The organism is Clostridium sp. AF02-29, assembly GCF_934835585.1.
GTDB lineage: Bacteria > Bacillota > Clostridia > Lachnospirales > Lachnospiraceae > Otoolea > Otoolea fessa.
Map to the genome: position 1 here is coordinate 1 of NZ_CAKVZK010000044.1, position 20,772 is coordinate 20,772.

Annotated in this window: 18 protein-coding genes; all 18 read left to right on the plus strand. The window is 49.7% G+C overall.

What is annotated here, in order from left to right; all coding sequences use genetic code 11:
• The first annotated feature begins 564 nt into the window (after window positions 1–564).
• Window positions 565–1,500: a cysteine synthase A gene (gene cysK, locus PUQ60_RS10285; protein ID WP_273380377.1), complete on the plus strand. Its 936-nt coding sequence runs from the start codon at window positions 565–567 to the stop codon at window positions 1,498–1,500.
• 281 nt (window positions 1,501–1,781) lie between these two features.
• On the plus strand, window positions 1,782–2,951 hold the full coding sequence (locus PUQ60_RS10290) for an ATP-binding protein (protein ID WP_107001594.1): 1,170 nt from the start codon (window positions 1,782–1,784) through the stop codon (window positions 2,949–2,951).
• Between the two features lie 110 nt (window positions 2,952–3,061).
• Window positions 3,062–3,325 carry an IreB family regulatory phosphoprotein gene (locus tag PUQ60_RS10295; RefSeq protein WP_022359731.1) on the plus strand — a complete coding sequence of 88 codons (264 nt, stop codon included), beginning with the start codon at window positions 3,062–3,064 and terminating at the stop codon, window positions 3,323–3,325.
• Between the two features lie 107 nt (window positions 3,326–3,432).
• Window positions 3,433–3,870, plus strand: a complete 438-nt coding sequence (ruvX, locus tag PUQ60_RS10300) for a Holliday junction resolvase RuvX (protein WP_118293431.1) — start codon at window positions 3,433–3,435, stop codon at window positions 3,868–3,870.
• 56 nt (window positions 3,871–3,926) lie between these two features.
• Window positions 3,927–4,229, plus strand: coding sequence for a DUF1292 domain-containing protein (locus PUQ60_RS10305; protein ID WP_107001592.1), 303 nt, complete (start codon window positions 3,927–3,929; stop codon window positions 4,227–4,229).
• Window positions 4,230–4,263: 34 nt separating this feature from the next.
• Window positions 4,264–5,931 (plus strand): ribonuclease J, encoded by a 1,668-nt coding sequence (locus PUQ60_RS10310; protein ID WP_118570234.1) that lies wholly within the window; start codon window positions 4,264–4,266, stop codon window positions 5,929–5,931.
• A 30-nt stretch (window positions 5,932–5,961) separates the two neighbouring features.
• On the plus strand, window positions 5,962–6,375 hold the full coding sequence (locus tag PUQ60_RS10315; protein WP_273380374.1) for an aminodeoxychorismate lyase: 414 nt from the start codon (window positions 5,962–5,964) through the stop codon (window positions 6,373–6,375).
• Complete coding sequence (locus PUQ60_RS10320) at window positions 6,362–7,003, plus strand: O-methyltransferase (protein WP_022359735.1); 642 nt, start codon at window positions 6,362–6,364, stop codon at window positions 7,001–7,003. Before PUQ60_RS10315 ends, PUQ60_RS10320 begins: the two co-directional genes overlap by 14 nt.
• A gap of 14 nt (window positions 7,004–7,017) precedes the next feature.
• Window positions 7,018–8,256, plus strand: coding sequence for a U32 family peptidase (locus tag PUQ60_RS10325; protein WP_273380372.1), 1,239 nt, complete (start codon window positions 7,018–7,020; stop codon window positions 8,254–8,256).
• Between the two features lie 34 nt (window positions 8,257–8,290).
• The gene (locus tag PUQ60_RS10330) at window positions 8,291–9,103 is read left to right on the plus strand and encodes a YdcF family protein (protein ID WP_270233562.1); all 813 of its coding nucleotides are present in this window, start codon (window positions 8,291–8,293) and stop codon (window positions 9,101–9,103) included.
• A 77-nt stretch (window positions 9,104–9,180) separates the two neighbouring features.
• Window positions 9,181–12,099, plus strand: a complete 2,919-nt coding sequence (locus PUQ60_RS10335; RefSeq protein WP_273380370.1) for an insulinase family protein — start codon at window positions 9,181–9,183, stop codon at window positions 12,097–12,099.
• A 26-nt stretch (window positions 12,100–12,125) separates the two neighbouring features.
• Window positions 12,126–13,043: a GTPase Era gene (gene era, locus PUQ60_RS10340; RefSeq protein WP_022359739.1), complete on the plus strand. Its 918-nt coding sequence runs from the start codon at window positions 12,126–12,128 to the stop codon at window positions 13,041–13,043.
• Between the two features lie 20 nt (window positions 13,044–13,063).
• Window positions 13,064–13,711, plus strand: a complete 648-nt coding sequence (recO, locus tag PUQ60_RS10345) for a DNA repair protein RecO (RefSeq protein WP_022359740.1) — start codon at window positions 13,064–13,066, stop codon at window positions 13,709–13,711.
• Between the two features lie 30 nt (window positions 13,712–13,741).
• A complete protein-coding gene (locus PUQ60_RS10350; RefSeq protein WP_273380367.1) occupies window positions 13,742–14,767 on the plus strand; it encodes an acyltransferase in 1,026 nt (341 codons plus the stop codon).
• Window positions 14,768–14,922: 155 nt separating this feature from the next.
• Entirely contained in the window at window positions 14,923–15,582 is a 660-nt protein-coding gene (locus PUQ60_RS10355; protein ID WP_022359742.1) for a hypothetical protein, read from the plus strand.
• Between the two features lie 95 nt (window positions 15,583–15,677).
• Entirely contained in the window at window positions 15,678–17,066 is a 1,389-nt protein-coding gene (locus PUQ60_RS10360; RefSeq protein WP_107001585.1) for a glycine--tRNA ligase, read from the plus strand.
• A 333-nt stretch (window positions 17,067–17,399) separates the two neighbouring features.
• Window positions 17,400–20,033 (plus strand): pyruvate, phosphate dikinase, encoded by a 2,634-nt coding sequence (gene ppdK / locus PUQ60_RS10365; RefSeq protein WP_273417082.1) that lies wholly within the window; start codon window positions 17,400–17,402, stop codon window positions 20,031–20,033.
• A 357-nt stretch (window positions 20,034–20,390) separates the two neighbouring features.
• Window positions 20,391–20,772 (plus strand): transporter substrate-binding domain-containing protein (locus PUQ60_RS10370; protein WP_273482960.1); only part of this gene is annotated, 382 nt, incomplete at its 3' end.

The window sequence follows — 20,772 nt, forward strand, 5'->3', positions numbered from 1 at the left end:
AGGAATTTGCCGTATTTAAATGCGAAGCCACGGCAAATTCCGTTACTGGGCACGCGTGCGTGAACAGTAACAACAGGCAAAAAAGGGTTGACAGATATTGCATAAAGTGATAACATACCTACTAAGCCGATAGGAAAAAGAAAAGGAGTGAAGATCATGAAAGCAGTCAATGGTTTTTGGATGAATACGATGTGTTGCAGCAATGTTTGTACCTGTATGGATCGATGTTGTTGTCGCATTTGTGTACGCGAAAACCAGAAAGCTGGACTTCGGTAAGCGGGGGTTCCGGGGAAAACGGGTTTCGTGAATCTTTTTATTCATAAGGGTTAAGGATATAGAAAGAGCGCATCCGCGTACACAGAAAAACAAGCAGGACAGGCGGCAGAAAAGCTGGATTGGACGGGCGGGAAATGTGTATAGAGGAGGGGCTCTTTTCGCATTTTAAACTTCTTTTGGAGCGAGTTTTTCAAATTGGAAATGAGTTCTGGAAAAAAGAAGAATCTATAGAAATCTATAAAAATTAAAAAATATAAAAATCATCACAGATATTAGGAGGAAATCATCATGGCAAACATTTATAAGGGAACACTGGGACTGGTAGGAAACACACCGTTAGTTGAGGTTGTGAATGTTGAGAAAGCGCTGGGACTGGAAGCAACGGTTCTGGTAAAACTGGAGTATTTAAACCCGGCTGGAAGCGTGAAGGATCGTATTGCAAAAGGCATGATTGAGGATGCAGAGAAGAGAGGTGTCCTGAAAGAGGGTTCTGTCATCATCGAGCCGACTTCCGGCAATACCGGTATCGGTCTGGCGTCCATCGCAGCAGCGAAGGGATATCGCATCATCCTGACGATGCCGGAGACGATGAGCGTGGAGCGCCGCAACATTCTGAAAGCGTACGGTGCAGAGATTGTCCTGACTGAGGGAGCAAAGGGCATGAAGGGCGCGATCGAGAAGGCAGAAGAGCTGGCAAAAGAGACACCGGGCAGCTTCTTAGCCGGTCAGTTTGTCAATCCGATCAATCCGGCGGTTCACAGAGCAACCACTGGTCCGGAGATCTGGAATGATACCGACGGAAAGGTTGATATCCTGATCGCAGGTGTTGGTACCGGCGGAACTCTGACAGGTACCGGCGAATACTTAAAATCCCAGAACCCGAATGTGAAAGTTGTAGCGCTGGAGCCAGCTTCATCCCCGGTATTAAAGACAGGCAAGGGCGGCGCACACAAGATTCAGGGTATCGGCGCCGGATTTGTACCGGATGTACTGAACACTAAGATTTATGATGAGATTTTCGAGGCGGAGAATGAGGATGCATTTGCGGCAGCAAAACTTCTGGCACACAAAGAGGGCATCTTAGTCGGTATTTCCTCCGGCGCAGCCCTGCATGGTGCGATTGAGCTGGCAAAACGCCCGGAAAATAAGGGGAAAACCATTGTAGCGATTCTTCCGGACAGCGGTGACCGCTATTATTCCACACCACTCTTTACAGAGGACTAAGAGACTAATTATAAGAGATTAATTATAGAAATAGGACTTCCCAGAATGCAGGGAGAGTGTTATAATTAACAGAAAATGAGTTACTGGTTACGTGCGCGTGAACGGTAACAAAACAGCAGAAAAACACAGGACCCGTTTGTTTGGCAGAGCACTGTCAGCGCGGATCCTGTGCTTTTGTTTCATTTCATGAGAATTGTGGTTACTGCACACGGGTAGGCACATTTTTTACATTCTTTTTCTTAAAGAGGATTTTGCAGATAACGGATACAGGAGAATATACAATGAAAACGATTACGATTGAGGAGCTGGAAGCGTTAAAGGATGCGGAGAAGACGATCGTGGACATCCGCCCGCAGGACCAGTATATGCGCGGAACTTTTCCGGGGGCGGTAAGCCTCCCGGCGTCCCGGCTGGAAGAGCAATATGAGGAAGAAACAGCCAGGTTAGACAAAATGCATCCAGTGTACGTGATGTGCCATACCGGTGAGAAGAGCCAGGAGTGGGTGCGTCGTCTGACCGGAGACGGATTTGACGCGGTCAATGTGGAGGGTGGTTACCGTGCGTGGCTGCGCCTCTCCCTCTCACGCTTCGTAGGCGGAGAATCCGAGGCGGATCGAGAGGAAAAACGGGCGAGAATTGAGCAGAGTATTATAAAAAAATTCCGCAAGCCGATCTGGCGGGCGTTTACGCGGGCGCTCAATACCTACGACCTGATTCAGGAGGGCGACAAGATCGCAGTCTGTATCTCCGGCGGCAAGGATTCCATGCTGATGGCGAAACTTTTCCAGGAATTGAAAAAACATGGAAAATTCCAGTTTGAAACCGTTTTTCTAGTGATGAATCCGGGCTACAATGCGGATAACTGGAAGATCATCCAGGACAATGCGAAACTTCTCGGCATTCCGCTGACGGTATTTGAGAGCGATATTTTCGATACAGTGGCGACGATCGAACAGAATCCGTGCTACCTTTGTGCCAGAATGCGACGCGGTCACCTCTATGCACAGGCGAAAGCGCTGGGCTGCAATAAAATTGCGCTTGGGCATCATTTTGATGATGTGATCGAGACGATCCTCATGGGAATGCTGTACAGCGGCAAGATTGAGACGATGATGCCGAAGCTGCACAGCCAGAATTTCGAGGGCATGGAGCTGATCCGTCCGATGTATCTTATCAAGGAAGATGCGGTCAAGGCGTGGCGCGATTACAACGGACTGCAGTTTATACAGTGCGCGTGCCGTTTTACTGAAAATTGCGTGAGCTGCGGAGGCGGACGCGGTTCCAAGCGCGATGAGATGAAGGAATTGATCGCCCATTTTCGCAAGGAGAGCGACGTGATCGAGAAAAATATCTTTAAGAGTGTCCACAATATCAACTTAAAGACTGTGATCGGTTACCACAAGGACGATTGGACGTACAATTTCCTGGATGATTATAATGATAAAAAATAACTTGCCGAATGGGGTAAAGTAGAGTAAAATAAAAAAGAGTAGTTTACCTGCACGCATGGATCCGCAGAGTGACAGAGCGCGGCGGGTATTTAAAAGGACGTGAAGACAAAATGGGTGATATCAGCAATACACAGTTTTTTAGAGCAGTACAGGAAGAGAAGAAGCTGGAGGCAAGCCAGGTTCTGGAACAGGTATATACAGCGCTGACGGAGAAGGGTTACAACCCGATCAATCAGATTGTAGGATATATTATGTCTGGAGATCCGACCTATATTACCAGCCACAAGAGTGCCAGAAGCCTGATTATGAAGGTAGAACGTGACGAAATTCTGGAAGAGCTTGTGAAGGTATATATTGAGACGAAGCTTCAGTAAAGAGTGGATGCAGCACGGCAATTAAAAAGCGGAAGAGTAAACAGCTGGCGACAACAGTCCAATATCTGACGGGCTGCCAGCTTGTTTTGTTATGGAGAAAATAGAATATGAGAATTATGGGGCTTGATTTTGGATCGAAGACCACGGGAGTGGCAGTCAGCGATCCGTTAGGCATTACAGCACAGGGGATTGAGACGATCACACGGAAGGATGAGAACAAACTTCGCCAGACCTGCGCCCGGATTGAAGAGCTGATCCGGGAATACGAGGTTGGGACGATTGTTTTGGGGTATCCTAAAAATATGAATAATACGCTGGGAGAGCGCGTTGAAAAGACGCTGGCATTTAAAGAGATGCTGGAACGGCGGACGAACCTTCCGGTCGTTATGTGGGACGAGCGTCTGACGACGAATGCGGCGGAGCAGATCCTGATCGAGAGTGGAGTGCGCCGGGAAAACCGGAAGAGCGTGATTGATAAGATTGCGGCAGTATTGATTTTGCAGGGATATTTGGATTTACAGGCACAAGGAAAAGCGGAAGAATAAATTATCAGTGATAAAAATCAATGATTGAAAATAAAGAATAGAAGGAGAATCATAGAATGGGAAACCTGGATTCAATGTTAGATGAACTGAATAATATGGAAAACAGCATCACGCTGAGGGATGAGAACGGCGAGGAAGTGAAGCTGTATGTCCTGGAAGAGACAAAATTAAATGGCGAGTCCTATCTGCTGGCAAGTGATACGAAGGACGGCGATGGAGAGTGCTATCTGTTGAGAGATACATCAAAGCCGGAGGATGCAGAAGCAGCTTACGAATTTGTGGACGATGACGGAGAACTGGAGTATATGTCCAAGGTGTTTGCGGAGCTGATGAGCGATCTGGGCGTTGATATCGAATAAAAATCTAAAAATCAAATTTTTGGAGGTGCATTGATTGAAAAAGGAAACAAATCATAATAAGGTAAAGATCATACCGCTCGGTGGTCTGGAACAGATCGGTATGAATATGACTGCCTTCGAATATGAAGACAGCATTATTGTAGTAGACTGCGGTATGGCATTCCCGAGCGACGATATGCTGGGAATCGATCTGGTTATTCCGGATGTATCCTATTTAAAGAACAACATTGACAAAGTCAAGGGCTTTGTGATCACGCACGGACATGAGGACCATATCGGCGCGCTGCCGTATGTACTCCGCGATGTTCCGGCACCGGTATACGGCACCAAACTGACGATCGGACTGATTGAGAATAAATTAAAAGAGCATAATATGATGAAGACCGTCCGCCGCAAGGTCGTAAAGCACGGACAGTCCATCAATCTCGGATGTTTTCGGATTGAGTTTATCAAGACGAACCACAGTATCGCAGATGCATCGGCGCTTGCGATCTTCTCCCCGGCTGGTATTATCGTCCACACCGGCGACTTCAAGATCGATTACACACCGGTATTCGGTGAACCGGCGGATCTGCAGCGTTTTGCCGAGCTTGGAAAGAAAGGCGTGCTGGCGCTGATGTGTGACAGTACCAACGCGATCCGTCCGGGATTTACGATGTCGGAGCGCACCGTCGGCAAGACCTTTGATTCGATTTTTGCAGAGCACAAGAACAACCGGATCATCGTTGCGACGTTTGCTTCCAACGTAGACCGTGTCCAGCAGATCATCAATACGGCATACCACTATGGACGTAAGGTAGTGGTCGAGGGCCGAAGCATGGTCAATGTCATCGGCACGGCGAGCGAACTTGGATACATTAATATTCCGGAAAATACACTGATCGACATTGAACATCTGAAAAATTATAAGAAAGAGGATACCGTCCTTATCACGACCGGCAGCCAGGGCGAGTCTCTGGCGGCACTGTCCCGTATGGCGGCAGACCTGCACAAGAAGGTTTCGATCATGCCGGGCGACGTGGTTATTTTAAGTTCCACCCCGATTCCGGGCAATGAGAAAGCCGTTGCAAGAGTTATCAACGAGCTGTCGATGAAGGGCGCAGAGGTTATCAACCAGGATACCCACGTATCCGGACATGCCTGCCAGGAGGAGATCAAGCTGATGTACTCCTTAGTTCGTCCGAAATTCTCGATTCCGGTACACGGTGAGTACCGCCACCTGATGGCGCAGCGCAACCTGGCAATCTCAATGGGCATTCCGAAGGAAAATGTCATCCTGATGCGTTCAGGCGATGTGATCGAGATCGGGGACGAGGGCTACTGCGTTGCCGACCATGTACAGGCGGGCGGCATCCTGGTCGATGGTCTGGGCATTGGTGATGTCGGAAATATCGTTCTGCGCGACCGCCAGAACCTGGCACAGAACGGTATCATTATCGTGGTACTGACGCTGGAAAAATACAGCAACCAGCTCTTAGCCGGACCGGATATTGTGTCCCGAGGTTTCGTCTATGTGCGTGAGTCCGAGGATCTGATGGAAGAGGCACAGAGAATCGTGGATGAAGCCGTACAAAGCTGTCTTGAGAAGCACGTGAGCGACTGGGGCAAGATCAAGAACATTATCCGCGACAGCCTGAGTGATTTCCTATGGAAGAAGATGAAGAGAAATCCGATGATTCTTCCGATCATCATGGAAGTGTAGAAGACTGCAAAAGCAGCACGGAGGTGGCATATGAGCCGGACATCTGGGGAACCCCATATCGCAGTATCGATTCTGGACAGTGTGTTCCGGATCGTCTTTCTGGTACTGACACTGTTTCTGCTCTATAAGGGCGCAACGAAGGGCTACTGGCTGGGGCATGAGATATTTAACCCGACCGCAGTTGAGGCAGAGCCGGGAAGAATGAGAACGGTTACCATCGAGGAAAGCGAAAGCACCTCCGAGGCAGGCGAAGCGCTGGAACGCGTCGGTTTGATTCAAAGCCGCGTGGTCTTTGTGCTACAGGCAAAGATTTATGAATACAAGATATATCCGGGAACCTATCAGTTCAGCACCGCCCAGACTTCTCTGGAGATGCTGAAGGAGATGGATGAGGCGGCAGCTTCTGCCTCCAGCCCGGAGGAGGATAAAAGTGATAGTAAATGACAGAATTACCGCCTATATCCAGTCGTTGGATGCGGGCAACGGACCGCTGCTCGACTCGATAGAGGAAGAAGCGCTGGCTGACTGCGTGCCGATCATCCGCAGGGAGACCTCCGCATTTCTGAAAACCCTGATTGCTCTCAAGCGCCCGCAGTCGATTCTGGAGGTAGGAACGGCTGTGGGCTATTCGGCTTTACTGATGAGCCGTGTGATGCCGGAAAACTGCCGGATCACGACGATTGAGAAGTACGAAAAAAGAATACCGATTGCCAAGCGCAATTTTGAAAGGGCAGGAAAAGAGCCGTGCATTACTTTACTGGAAGGCGATGCGGAAGAGATACTGGGGACGCTTTCCGGCCCTTATGATTTTATATTTATGGATGCGGCTAAGGGGCAGTATATGCACTGGCTGCCTCAGATTTTGCGTCTGCTTCCGTCCGGAGGCGTTCTTCTGTCGGACAATGTCTTACAGGACGGCGATATCGTGGAATCCCGCTATGCGGTCGAGCGCCGCAACCGGACGATCCACACGCGGATGCGCGATTATTTATATGAACTGACACACATGAAAGAATTTGAGACGTCTGTCATTCCGATCGGGGATGGCGTGGCGTTAAGTGTAAAGCGATAAAAGAAAGGAAAAACATGAGAAAACTGGAACTTTTAATCCCGGCGGGCAGCCTGGACGTCCTCAAGACGGCGGTCCTTTACGGAGCCGATGCAGTCTATCTGGGCGGCGAGGCGTTTGGTCTGCGGGCAAAGGCGAAGAATTTTACGAACGAAGAGATCAAAGAGGGCATTGCGTTCGCCCATGAGCGCGGCGTCAAAGTATATATTACAGCAAATATTTTTGCACATAATGATGATTTAGCCGGTGTGGAAGAATATTTCACAGAACTGAAAGAAATCAAGCCGGATGCGCTGATTATTTCCGATCCGGGTGTCTTTGAGATTGCCAGACGCATTCTCCCGGAGATGGAGATCCATATCAGCACACAGGCAAATAATACAAACTACGGGACGTTCCTTTTCTGGTATAAACAGGGCGCGAAGCGCGTGGTAACGGCGCGGGAGCTGTCCTTGAAGGAGATTCGCGAGATCCGTGAACATATTCCGGAGGATATGGAGATCGAGAGCTTCATCCACGGAGCAATGTGCATTTCCTATTCAGGACGATGTCTTCTCAGCAATTTTCTGACGGGGCGCGACGCGAACCAGGGCGCCTGTACTCATCCGTGCCGCTGGAAATATGCGGTGGCGGAGGAGACAAGACCGGGCGAGTGGATGCCGGTCTATGAAAATGAGCGCGGCAGCTATATTTTCAACTCCCGCGACCTGTGCATGATTGATCACATTCCGGAGATGGTCGAAGCAGGAATCGACAGCTTCAAGATCGAGGGACGCATGAAGACAGCACTCTATGTGGCAACCGTGGCGAGAACCTACCGAATCGCAATCGACGATTATCTGGAAAGCCCGGAAAAATACCAGTCCAAGATGGAGTGGTATAAGAGTGAGATCCGCAAATGTACCCACCGGGAATACATCACAGGATTTTATTTCCATAAACCGGGTACCGAGTCGCAGGTATACGGAAGCAATACTTATGTAAAACCGTACACCTATCTGGGAACGGTCGGCGCTGTGCGCGGGGATGGCCTGGTTCATCTGGAGCAGAAGAATAAATTCAGCGTGGGAGAGACGATCGAGATCATGAAGCCGGACGGACGTAACCTGCGTGTGGAAGTGAAAGGCATCTTTACCGAGGATGGAACCGCGCAGGAGAGCGCACCGCACCCGAAGCAGCAGCTCTGGGTAGACTTAGGCGGTATGGCGGAGCCGCAGGATATCCTGCGGCGTGAGGACGAAGCGCTGGATTTGTAAAGGTGCGGCTGGATGGACATCAGGAGGATGACAGATGGTTTGGTTTTTAGGAGGAACGGCGGTCCTGTGCCTGTTATATTATATCATAATTGTTATTTATTCAGGTGTTTCGACTTCGTTTGCCTTGATCTGGCCCTGCTTGGCGATCTTTTTGGGACTTCTGGCTGCTGGATGGTGGTTTGGCAGCCAGCATGAGGGCAGAATCCCCGTGTGGATCGGCGTTTCCGTCGGGACAGTATGTGCGGCGGGATTTCTGATTCTGGTGATCACGGAGGTTTTGATCGGCTGGAGCGCCATTACGGCGACGGGACAGCCGGCGGACTATGTGATCGTGCTGGGAGCGCGTGTGCGCGGCGCCAAGATCAGCAATTCCCTAAAGCAGCGTCTGGATCGGGCGATCGAGTATTCGGAGGAATATCCGAACACGGTTCTGGTGCTTTCCGGCGGAAAAGGTCCGGGCGAGGAGATCAGCGAGGCGCGGGCGATGTACGAATATTTACAGTACAACGGGATTCCGGAGGATAAGCTGCTGATTGAAGACCAGTCCTCCGACACGGTGCAGAACATCGAGTTCAGCCGGACGGTGATCGACCGACAGGAATACAACAAGGCGCAGGCGGCGCGGGCACACCTGATGGAGTTTTACCGTGAGCGCCCGGACGGCGATACCATCCGGATCGGGATTCTGACAAGCAATTACCATGTGTTCCGGGCGGAGGCGATCGCGCGCAGACAGGAGATCGAGCCGGTCGGCGTGGCAGCTGCGTGCGACCCGGTGCTGGCGGTGCACCTGTGGCTGCGGGAGGCATTTGCCGTACTAAAAGACAAATTTATGGGAAGACTGTAAAAAAAGAAGAAAAAAAGATGCGATTCAACAGATGTCTGTATGCGCTGTGGAATCGTTTCAGAGAAAGGAAAGACAGCATGACAGTAAAAGATTTGAAGAGCTATCAGATCCTGAATGAAAAACACGTAAAAGAGCTGAATTCCGAGGGGATTCTTCTGGAACATAAGAAGACGGGAGCGAGAGTGTTCCTGCTCTCGAATGATGATGAGAACAAGGTATTCTGCATCGGATTCCGTACCCCGCCATCTGACAGCACGGGTGTGCCGCATATCATGGAGCACAGCGTTTTGTGCGGTTCGGCGAAATTTCCGGTCAAGGATCCGTTTGTAGAGCTGGTGAAGGGCTCCTTAAATACCTTCTTAAACGCGATGACCTACCCGGATAAGACGGTATACCCGGTTGCAAGCTGCAACGACAAAGATTTCCAGAACCTGATGGACGTCTATATGGACGCAGTTCTGCATCCGAATATCTATAAAGAAGAGAAGATTTTCCGCCAGGAGGGCTGGCATTACGAGATGGAGTCGGCGGACAGCCCGATCACGGTAAACGGTGTCGTTTACAATGAGATGAAGGGTGCATTTTCCTCTCCGGAGGGCGTGCTTGACCGCTACACGCAGAACACGCTTTACCCGGATACCTGCTATACGCATGAGTCCGGCGGCGCTCCGGAGGTTATCCCGGAGCTGACCTATGAGAATTTCCTGAATTTCCACCGCAAATTCTACCATCCGTCCAACAGCTTTATCTATCTGTACGGAAATATGGATATGGCAGAGAAGCTGGACTGGCTGGATCGTGAGTATTTAAGCCACTATGACCGTCAGCCGGTGGATTCTGAAATTCACTACCAGAAGCCGTTTGACGCGCCGAAGGACCGTGAGATCTTCTATCCGATCACTGAGGATGAGCCGGAGGATCACGCAACCTACCTGTCGGTTAATACGGTGGTGGGCGACGATCTCGATCCGATTCTCTACATGGCATTTCAGATCCTGGAGTATGTACTTTTGGATGCGCCGGGCGCCGTTTTAAAGAAAGAACTCATCAGCGCCGGGATTGGCCAGGATATCCTGGGAAGCTATGAAAATGGTATTTTACAGCCATATTTTTCTGTCATTGCGAAAAATGCGGATGGCAGCCAGAAAGAGGCATTTTTAAAGACTGTCAAGGAAACGCTTAAGAAGCTGGCAGATGATGGAATCAACCAGAAGAGCCTGCTGGCGGGCATCAACTACTATGAATTCCGCAGCCGCGAGGCAGATTTCGGCAACGCGCCGAAAGGATTGATGTACGGCTTGCAGTGCTTAGATAGCTGGCTGTACGGCGGCGATCCGCTGATGCACCTGGAATATGAGGAGACATTTGCATTCCTCAAAAAAGCAGCAAAGGAAGGATATTTTGAAGAACTGATCCGCAAATATCTCTTAGATAACCCGTTTGAGGCGGTGATCACGGTCAGCCCGAAGCGGGGACTGACGGCGATCGAGGATGAGAAGCTGCGTGAAAAGCTGGAAGCATATAAGAAGAGCCTGGGCGCGGAGGAGATTCAGGCGATCGTGGATGGCACGAAAGAGCTGAAAGAGTATCAGGACACCCCGTCCCCGAAGGAAGATTTAGAGAAGATTCCGCTGTTGAAACGCTCAGATATCCGCAAAGAGGCGGAGAAATTTATCCTGACCGAGCGCGAGATTGGCGGAACCAAGGTGCTGGCACATGAGCTCTTTACCTCAGGCATCGGTTATCTGCGCGTGATGTTCCGTACCGACCGTGTACCATCCAGGGATCTGCCGTATGTGGGACTTTTGAAAGCAGTGCTTGGATTTGTCGATACGACGAAACACACATACAGCGATTTGTCGGATGAGATCAACTTAAATACCGGCGGTATCACGCTCAGCGTCAGCTCCTATGCGGACAGCCGGAAACAGGGCGCGTTTACCGGTATTTTTACCGCGAGTGCTCGGGTGCTGTGCGAGAAGCTGGACTTCGGATTTTCAGCGATCGCGGAGATTCTGCTTGATTCAATCCTTGATGATGAGAAACGTCTCGGCGAGATTGTGGCGGAGACGAAGTCGAAGAGCCAGATGCGTTTAAATCAGGCGGCACATTCAGCGGCAGTGATGAGAGCCAGCTCCTATTTTTCAGCAGAATCGGCATTTGACGACTGCACGGGCGGAATCGGCTTCTACCAGTTCCTTGAAGAGACGGCAAAGCACTTTGAGGAGAAAAAGGGCGAGGTGATCGCGAAATTAAAAGAGACGGCGGCACGCCTGTTTACGAAAGAAAATATGCTGATAAGCTACACGGCAGCAGCCGACGATCAGGCGGGGCTTGAAGCAGCACTTCCGCTCTTAAAAGAACGTCTTCCACAGGGCGACGGAACCGTTTATCCGTTTGAGTGGAAAAAAGAGAACTTAAACGAGGGATTCATGACCTCCTCCCAGGTCAATTATCTGGCACGCTGCGGCAATTTCGTGGAGAAAGGGCTGGCATACAAGGGCACGCTGCGGACGCTGAAAGTCATTCTCGGATATGATTATCTGTGGATCAATGTCCGTGTCAAGGGCGGCGCTTACGGCGTCATGAATGGAGCTGGACGGTTTGGCGACAGCTATTTCGTTTCCTACCGCGATCCGAACCTGCGCGAGACGAATGAGGTTTACGAGGGCATCGTGCCGTATCTGGAGCAGTTTGAGGCAGACGAGCGTGATATGACGAAATTCGTGATTGGAACCATCAGCGACCTTGATGCGCCGCTTCTGCCGCCGTACAAAGGCATTCGCGCCGACGCGGCTTGGTTTACCGGCGTGACGGATGTGATGATCCAGAAAGAGAGAGACGAGATCCTGGCAGTTACCCCGGAGGATATCCGGGAGCTGGCGCCGATTATCAGGGCAGTGCTCAGTGAGCAGAGCATCTGTGCGATTGGAAATGCAGAGAAAGTCAAGGCAAATCAGGATCTGTTTAAGACGGTGAAAAATCTGTTTAACTAAATAAAATGTAAGTGAAAGGAAACAAGATGGCAAATACAGATACAAAAGAGTTTAAATCTGGCTTTGTGACCCTGATCGGGCGTCCGAATGTCGGCAAATCCACGCTGATGAACCACCTGATCGGACAGAAGATCGCGATCACATCTGAGAAGCCGCAGACGACCCGGAACCGTATCCAGACGGTTTACACAGACGAGCGCGGACAGATCATTTTTCTGGACACACCGGGTATCCACAAGGCGAAAAACAAGCTGGGCGAGTACATGGTCAATGTCGCAGAGAATACGTTAAAAGAGGTTGACGTGATTCTCTGGCTGGTAGAGCCGACCACCTTCATCGGGGCAGGCGAGCGCCACATTGCAGAGCAGCTTTCGAAGATCAAGACGCCGGTCATTCTGGTTATTAATAAAATTGATACGGTCAAATCGAAGGAAGAGATTCTGACCTTTATCGCGGCATATAAAGATATTTTGAATTTTGCGGAGATTATCCCGGTTTCGGCTCTCAAAGAGATGAATATCGAGGATGTCAAGAGCAGTATTTTTAAATATCTTCCGGCAGGTCCGCAGTTTTACGATGAGGATACCGTCACCGACCAGCCGATGCGCCAGATCGCAGCGGAGCTGATCCGCGAGAAAGCGCTTCGGATGCTGGACGACGAGATCCCGCACGGCATTGCAGTTGTCATCGACCAGATGAAAGAGCGCCCAAACGGCATCATCGACGTGGATGCAACGATCGTGTGCGAGCGCGATTCCCACAAGGGCATCATCATCGGAAAAGGCGGATCGATGTTAAAACGTATCGGAACCGCTGCCCGGATGGAAATTGAAAATCTGATGGACACGAAGGTCAACCTGAAACTCTGGGTTAAAGTGCGCCGGGAGTGGAGAGACAGCGATATGTATATGAAGAATTACGGATATAACCCGAAAGAAATTTAAGTGAGGGAAGGAAGGGCTGCATGCGAGATTTGATACAGACAACCGGAATGGTGCTTTATGCAGCCCCGGTCGGTGAATTTGATAAACGTCTGATTCTCCTGACGGGAGACCGCGGAAAAATCACAGCATTTGCCCGCGGGGCGAAGCGCACTGGAAGTTTGCTGCGTGCGGCAAGCCGGCCTTTCGCATTTGGAACCTTCACACTTTCTGAGACGCGGGATGCTTACAATCTCTATGGCGCGGAGATCGAAAACTATTTCGAGGGACTCGAACAGGACGTTGAGTGCGCCTGCTACGCCTCCTATTTTGCTGAATTCGCCGAATACTTCGGAAGAGAAGGTCTGGAGGCAAGAGAAATGCTGCGATTACTCTACCAGTCCTTCCGCGCCCTCCTAAAACCCGCACTCCCCAACAAACTTGTACAGCGCATCTTCGAGTTAAAAATCATGGTCATCAACGGCGAATACACCGAAGATCCACCCCTGCGCGCCGGAGACTCCGCACGCTACGCCTGGCAGTACGTCATCTACGCGCCGATCGAGAAGTTGTATACATTTCTTCTGAAAGAAGATGCATTTGCACAATTTGCGGCGAATGTGGAGCGGAATAAGAGGGCGTATGTAGATAAAAGTTTTCACTCATTGGAGATATTGCAGACGATTACATAACATACAACTATCCAGGGAGGAACCATTTATATGCCAGAACCCAAATTCCACCAGAAAATCGCCTGGTTCAATTTCATCTGCTGCCTCATGGTCATCTGGACGCATTCCGGCAACGCGGATCTGTTTTTCCCGGAACTGGGGCAGGACGCACCGTGGTGGCATTTCCAGTACCCGGTCATGCAGGAAATTCTGCGGGTGGACATCCCATGCTTTATCATGCTGTCTGCCTACCTGTTCTACCGGAACTTCACGATGAAGCGGCTGGGAGAAAAATTAAATAAACGTCTGCATTCGCTTCTGGTTCCGTACCTGCTCTGGAATACCATCTACTACGTGGCGTATGTGGCGGCAAGCCGGATTCCGGGACTGCAGATGATCGCCAACCGGACGGATCTGGTGATCACGACGTCTGGGGCATGGCAGGCGATCACCAAGTATACCTTCAATCCGGTGTTCTGGTTCATGTATCAGATCATTCTGCTGGTGCTGCTGGCACCGGTGCTGTATCTGTTTCTGAAAAATATCTGGACCGGCGCGGCATTTCTGCTGGTGCTGCTTGTGGCACTTTTCAAGGGGGTGGCGCTGCCGGAGCTGAATCTGGACGCCCTGATTTATTATTCCTTTGCCGCCTATGCGGCGCTGCACGGGAGAAAATGGGCGGAGGCGGTATGGTCGTGGAAGCGGGCGGCACTGGGGGTGTGCCTGCTGGCAGTGGGAATCGTGCTCAGCAGGAGCTATTATACCCACTATTTTGTGCCGGGAATCGTTCTCTACCAGCTTCTGGCAGTCATCGGTATCTGGATGATGGTAAACGAGCGCTGGCTGGGAGAAGTCAGACCGTTTATGACCTGCACCTTTTTTATCTATGCGACGCACTTTGTGGTGGTCCGTTTCCTCAATAAGGCGGCGGCGCTGCTATTTCCGGGCAGCCAGCTGGTTTCGATGTTTATGTATGTGTGCATGCCGCTGCTTGCAGTGACACTCTGTTATCAGGCGGCGCGCGTGTTGCGGAGGTACCGTCCGGATATCTGGAAGACCCTGAATGGGGGACGCTGACAAAAAGCAGGATTTACGGTTGAAAGGCAGGTATCTCTGGAAACGGAAGTGCGAGTATGCGTTTTTTCAGGTCCAAGTCTTGAAAATACATAGAAAAGCAGGTATACTATAAAAACTTGGTTGTAGGAGCATTTTTGCGCTTGGGAGGAAGAGCAATGAAAAAAAGAGGATTTCTTCTGGCAGCGTGTACCGTGGGTGTGATGCTGTCCGGCTGTGGCTCACGGGAAACCGCCTTTTCCCCTTCGGAGAGCTGCGTATATGTGGCAAAAGACGGAGCGCTGTCGAGTGCTCTGGTGGAGCAGACCGGCGGTATTTCGGTCGATGAGAATGAATTAAAGCAGTATTTAGAGACGGCAGTGATTCATTTTAATGAAGAAAAAGGCGCCGGGGCGCTGGCACAGAACCAGAAAAATGCCGAGAGATTGCCGGCAGCATTGAAAAGTGTGAAGGCGGGAAAAGACACGGTGACTGCGATCTTTGATTATGCTTCCTTTGAAGATCTGAAAGCATTCGGAGAGACGAATGACAACGAGGACACCAGCAACTCCCTGACGGCGCTGGAGGCAAAGCCGCTTTCGGAGGCGATTGCCGATGGATGGTTTTCCGAGGGTGAGCTGGTAAAGGCAGATGGAAGCGAAGCCGGAACGGATACGGTTCAGAATGAAAAGAGCGGCATGGCAGTCCGGAGCGAGGGCGGTGCGACGCTGATGGTCGGCGGAAAAGTGCTTTACCGCAGTTCGAATACCGAGTTAAAAGACGATTCAACCGTCAGTCTGCCGGAAACAGACACGGCTTATGTGATTTTTAAAAGATAAAAAACAGAATGATTGTTAAATTCGTCCATCTGCCAGATATCGAAAGAAAAGGCGGGGACGGGTACAATGATAAATGAATCAGGAGGACAAGACAAATGGAAAAGACGATGGACAAAATCGTGGCGCTCGCAAAATCAAGAGGATTTGTATATCCGGGTTCTGAGATTTACGGCGGCCTTGCCAATACATGGGACTACGGCAATCTGGGCGTAGAACTGAAAAACAATGTAAAACGTGCATGGTGGCAGAAATTTATTCAGGAAAGCCCGTACAACGTAGGTGTAGACTGTGCGATTCTCATGAACTCCCAGACATGGGTGGCATCCGGACATCTGGGCGGCTTCTCTGACCCGCTGATGGACTGCAAGAGCTGTAAAGAGCGTTTCCGTGCAGATAAGCTCATCGAGGACTATATGGCAGAGCACAACATCGAGATCGAGGGTTCCGTAGACGGCTGGTCCCAGGAGCAGATGAAACAGTACATTGATGACAATAACATCTGCTGTCCGAGCTGCGGCAAGCATGATTTCACCGACATTCGTCAGTTTAACCTGATGTTCAAGACTTTCCAGGGAGTTACCGAGGATGCAAAAAACACCGTATATCTGCGTCCGGAGACTGCACAGGGTATCTTTGTAAACTTCAAGAACGTACAGAGAACCTCCCGCAAGAAGATCCCGTTTGGTATCGGTCAGATCGGTAAATCTTTCCGTAACGAGATCACACCGGGTAACTTTACTTTCCGTACCAGAGAGTTCGAGCAGATGGAGCTGGAGTTCTTCTGTGAGCCGGGAACCGACCTTGAGTGGTTTGCATACTGGAAACAGCACTGCATCGACTGGCTGCAGACGCTTGGCATCAAGCCGGATGAGATGCGTGCACGTGACCATTCACCGGAAGAGCTGTGCTTCTACAGCAAGGCGACGACCGATCTGGAATTTCTGTTCCCGTTCGGATGGGGCGAGCTGTGGGGTATCGCAGACCGTACCGATTACGATCTGACCCAGCATCAGAACACCTCCGGTCAGGATATGACCTACTTTGACGATGAGAAGAAGGAGAAATACATCCCGTACGTGATTGAACCGTCCCTGGGTGCTGATCGTGTGACGCTGGCATTCCTGTGTGCAGCTTACGATGAGGAAGAGATTGGCGAGGGCGATGTGAGAACCGTTCTTCACTTCCATCCGGCGATTGCACCGGTTAAGATCGGTGTGCTTCCACTGTCCAAGAAGCTCAACGAAGGCGCAGAGAAGATCTACGCAGAGCTTTCCAAGTACTACAACTGCGAGTTCGATGACAGAGGAAACATTGGTAAGCGTTACCGCCGTCAGGATGAGATCGGTACTCCGTTCTGTATCACCTATGACTTCGAATCCGAGACCGATCAGGCTGTAACTGTACGTGACCGTGATACTATGGAGCAGGTACGTGTGCCGATCGCAGAGCTTAAGAACTATTTCGAGGATAAGTTCCGTTTCTAATCTTTAAATAAACAAAAAGCAGAAACCATATTCCAGAAAACAGGAGATGGTTTCTGCTTTTTGTGTTAGAGAGGGCTTGTGAGATTTTTGGCATTTTGCAAAGAACGAAATTTATTTTGGGGCAGATTAGGCACTGTTCTGGATAGTCATCTCATTTAATATTCGCGAAAATTACAAAAAAATATATATTGATCGAAAAAAAGTTGGAAAGAATTCAAAAAAACTCTTTACTAGACCGCAGTTTATGTTATAATATTCACGATGGCTTTTATCTTTCACATAAATACAAATATGTGAATGTAAAACATAAACGAGTATAGGAGGAAAATACTTATGGCAAAATGGGTTTATATGTTTAGCGAGGGCGACATGACCATGCGTAACCTGCTGGGAGGAAAGGGAGCGAACCTGGCGGAGATGACAAGCATCGGTCTGCCGGTTCCACAGGGATTTACAATCACAACTGAGGCTTGTACCCAGTATTACGAAGATGGTCGCAAGATTAACGACGAGATCATGGCACAGACCATGGAAGGCGTTAAGAAGATGGAAGAGCTCAATGGAAAGAAATTTGGCGATCTGAAGAACCCACTGTTAGTATCGGTTCGTTCCGGTGCGAGAGCATCCATGCCAGGTATGATGGATACCATCTTAAACCTTGGTTTAAATGACGAGGTAGTTGCAGCGATGATCGCAGGCAACCCGGACCCGAAATTTGAGCGATTTGTATATGACTCCTACAGACGTTTCATCCAGATGTTCTCGGATGTCGTTATGGAAGTTGGTAAGAAATACTTCGAGCAGCTCATCGACAAGATGAAAGAAGAGAAGGGTGTTCAGTACGATATCGAACTGACTGCTGCTGACTTAAAGACTCTGGCTGAGCAGTTCAAGGCTGAGTACAAAAAACAGTTAGGTGAGGACTTCCCGTCTGACCCGGTTGTTCAGTTAAAATTAGCAATCGAAGCTGTATTCCGTTCCTGGGACAACCCACGTGCGAACGTATACAGAAGAGATAATGATATTCCGTATTCCTGGGGTACTGCAGTAAACGTAATGCCGATGGTATTCGGTAACTTAAACGATGAGTCCGGTACAGGTGTTGCATTTACCCGTGACCCGGCAACCGGCGAGAAGAAGCTGATGGGCGAGTTCTTAAAGAACGCACAGGGCGAGGACGTTGTTGCTGGTGTTCGTACTCCGATGCCGATCGCACAGATGGAGCAGGAGTTCCCGGAAGCATACGAAGATTTCATCAAGGTTTGCGATGTGCTTGAGAACCACTACCATGATATGCAGGATATGGAGTTTACTGTAGAGAACCGTAAACTTTATATGTTACAGTGCCGTAATGGTAAGAGAACTGCTCAGGCAGCTCTGCAGATCGCTTGCGATCTGGTAGATGAAGGACATAAGACAGAGGAAGAAGCAGTCGCTATGATCGACCCGCGTAACCTCGATACACTGCTGCATCCGCAGTTTGACGCTGCTGCATTAAAGGCAGCTACTCCGCTTGGAAAAGGCTTAGGTGCTTCTCCGGGTGCTGCTTGCGGTAAAGTTGTATTCACTGCAGAAGATGCTGAGAAATGGGCTGAAAAGGGCGAGAAGGTTGTCTTAGTTCGTCTTGAGACCTCTCCAGAAGATATTACCGGTATGAAGGTTGCTCAGGGTATCTTAACCGTTCGTGGTGGTATGACCTCTCACGCAGCCGTAGTTGCCCGTGGTATGGGTACCTGCTGTGTATCCGGATGCGGCGACATCGCTATGGATGAAGAAAATAAGAAATTCACATTAGCTGGTAAAGAGTTCAATGAGGGAGACTTCATCTCCATTGATGGTACAACTGGTAATATTTACGAGGGCGAGATCAAGACCGTAGACGCTACCATCGCTGGTACATTCGGTCGCGTTATGGCATGGGCTGACAAGTTCAGAAGACTGAAAGTTCGTACCAACGCTGACACACCGGCAGATGCGAAGAAAGCTAGAGAGCTTGGCGCAGAAGGTATCGGTCTTTGCCGTACTGAGCATATGTTCTTCGAGGAAGACAGAATCGCTGCTTTCCGTGAGATGATCTGTGCTGACACCGTAGAAGAGAGAGAAGCAGCTCTGGATAAGATCCTTCCGTATCAGCAGGGCGACTTCGAAGGTCTGTTCGAGGCTCTGGAGGGCAACCCGGTTACGATCCGTTTCCTGGATCCGCCGCTGCATGAGTTTGTTCCGACTGAGGAAGATGACATCAAGAAACTGGCTGAGGCTCAGGGCAAACCGGTTGAGACTATCAAGAACATCATTGCTTCCCTGCATGAGTTCAACCCGATGATGGGTCACCGTGGACTTCGTCTGGCAGTTACCTATCCGGAGATCGCAGTTATGCAGACCAAGGCTGTTATCCGTGCAGCTATCAACGTACAGAAAGCACACGCTGACTGGTCCGTAAAACCGGAGATCATGATTCCGCTCGCTTGCGATGCGAAAGAGTTAAAATATGTAAAAGATATCGTTGTGAAGACCGCTGACGAGGAGATCGCAGCAGCAGGCGTTGATCTGAAGTACGAAGTAGGTACCATGATCGAGATCCCGCGTGCAGCTCTGACCGCTGACGACATCGCAAAAGAGGCTGAATTCTTCTGCTTCGGTACAAACGACTTAACTCAGATGACCTACGGCTTCTCCCGTGATGATGCAGGCAAGTTCCTGAATGCTTACTATGACAAGAAGATCTTCGAGAGCGATCCATTTGCAAAACTGGATCAGACTGGCGTAGGTAAGCTCATGGAGATGGCGATCAAGTTAGGTAAAGCAGAGCGCCCGACCCTTCATGTAGGTATCTGCGGCGAGCACGGCGGCGACCCGTCTTCCGTAGAGTTCTGCCACAAGATTGGTCTTGACTATGTATCCTGCTCACCGTTCCGTGTGCCGATCGCTCGTCTGGCTGCTGCTCAGGCTGCAATCGCTGAGAAATAATTTTAAGGAAATATCCTTGAATAGATGAGTAAATGAGGACTCCCTTACGAAAGTAAGGGGGTTCTTTTATATAAATAACCGGCGGCTGTTTATGAAAAAAAACATGGATGATGGCAATTTTTATGGACATGGTATATTTTGAATGCTATAATCGAAAGTGTAAGAATATAAGGTAAGAGTTAAATGGGTATTATGGATAGAGTTCCTGTGAGTTTTTTTACATGGAGCTTTTTTTTGATCATATAGGAAATTAAGTCTTATGTGCGGGGGGCACCGAAGCGCAGGCCACTGAATCGTAATAAATAGCCGGAAATCAGATGTGAAAAAATAGAAAAGAATAACAGGGATGGAAGGAAAATGAAAGGAAAAAGAGTGATCACAGGTATTCTGCTTGTTGGAATCTTAGCAGTCACCCTGGCAGGGTGCAAAAATACAGATGAGAATAAAAAAGAAACGGGAAAACCCGTCATCACACTCGGAAGCGACAACTATCCACCATACAATTATCTGAATGAAGATGGTGTGCCGACAGGAATCGATGTAGAACTGGCTACAGAAGCTTTCAGAAGAATGGGCTATCAGGTGAAGGTTGTCCAGATTAACTGGGAGAAGAAGAAAGAGCTGGTGGAGAGTGGAGAGATAGATTGCATCATGGGCTGTTTTTCCATGGAAGGGCGCCTGGATGATTACCGCTGGGCCGGACCGTACATAGCAAGCCGTCAGGTGGTTGCTGTAAATG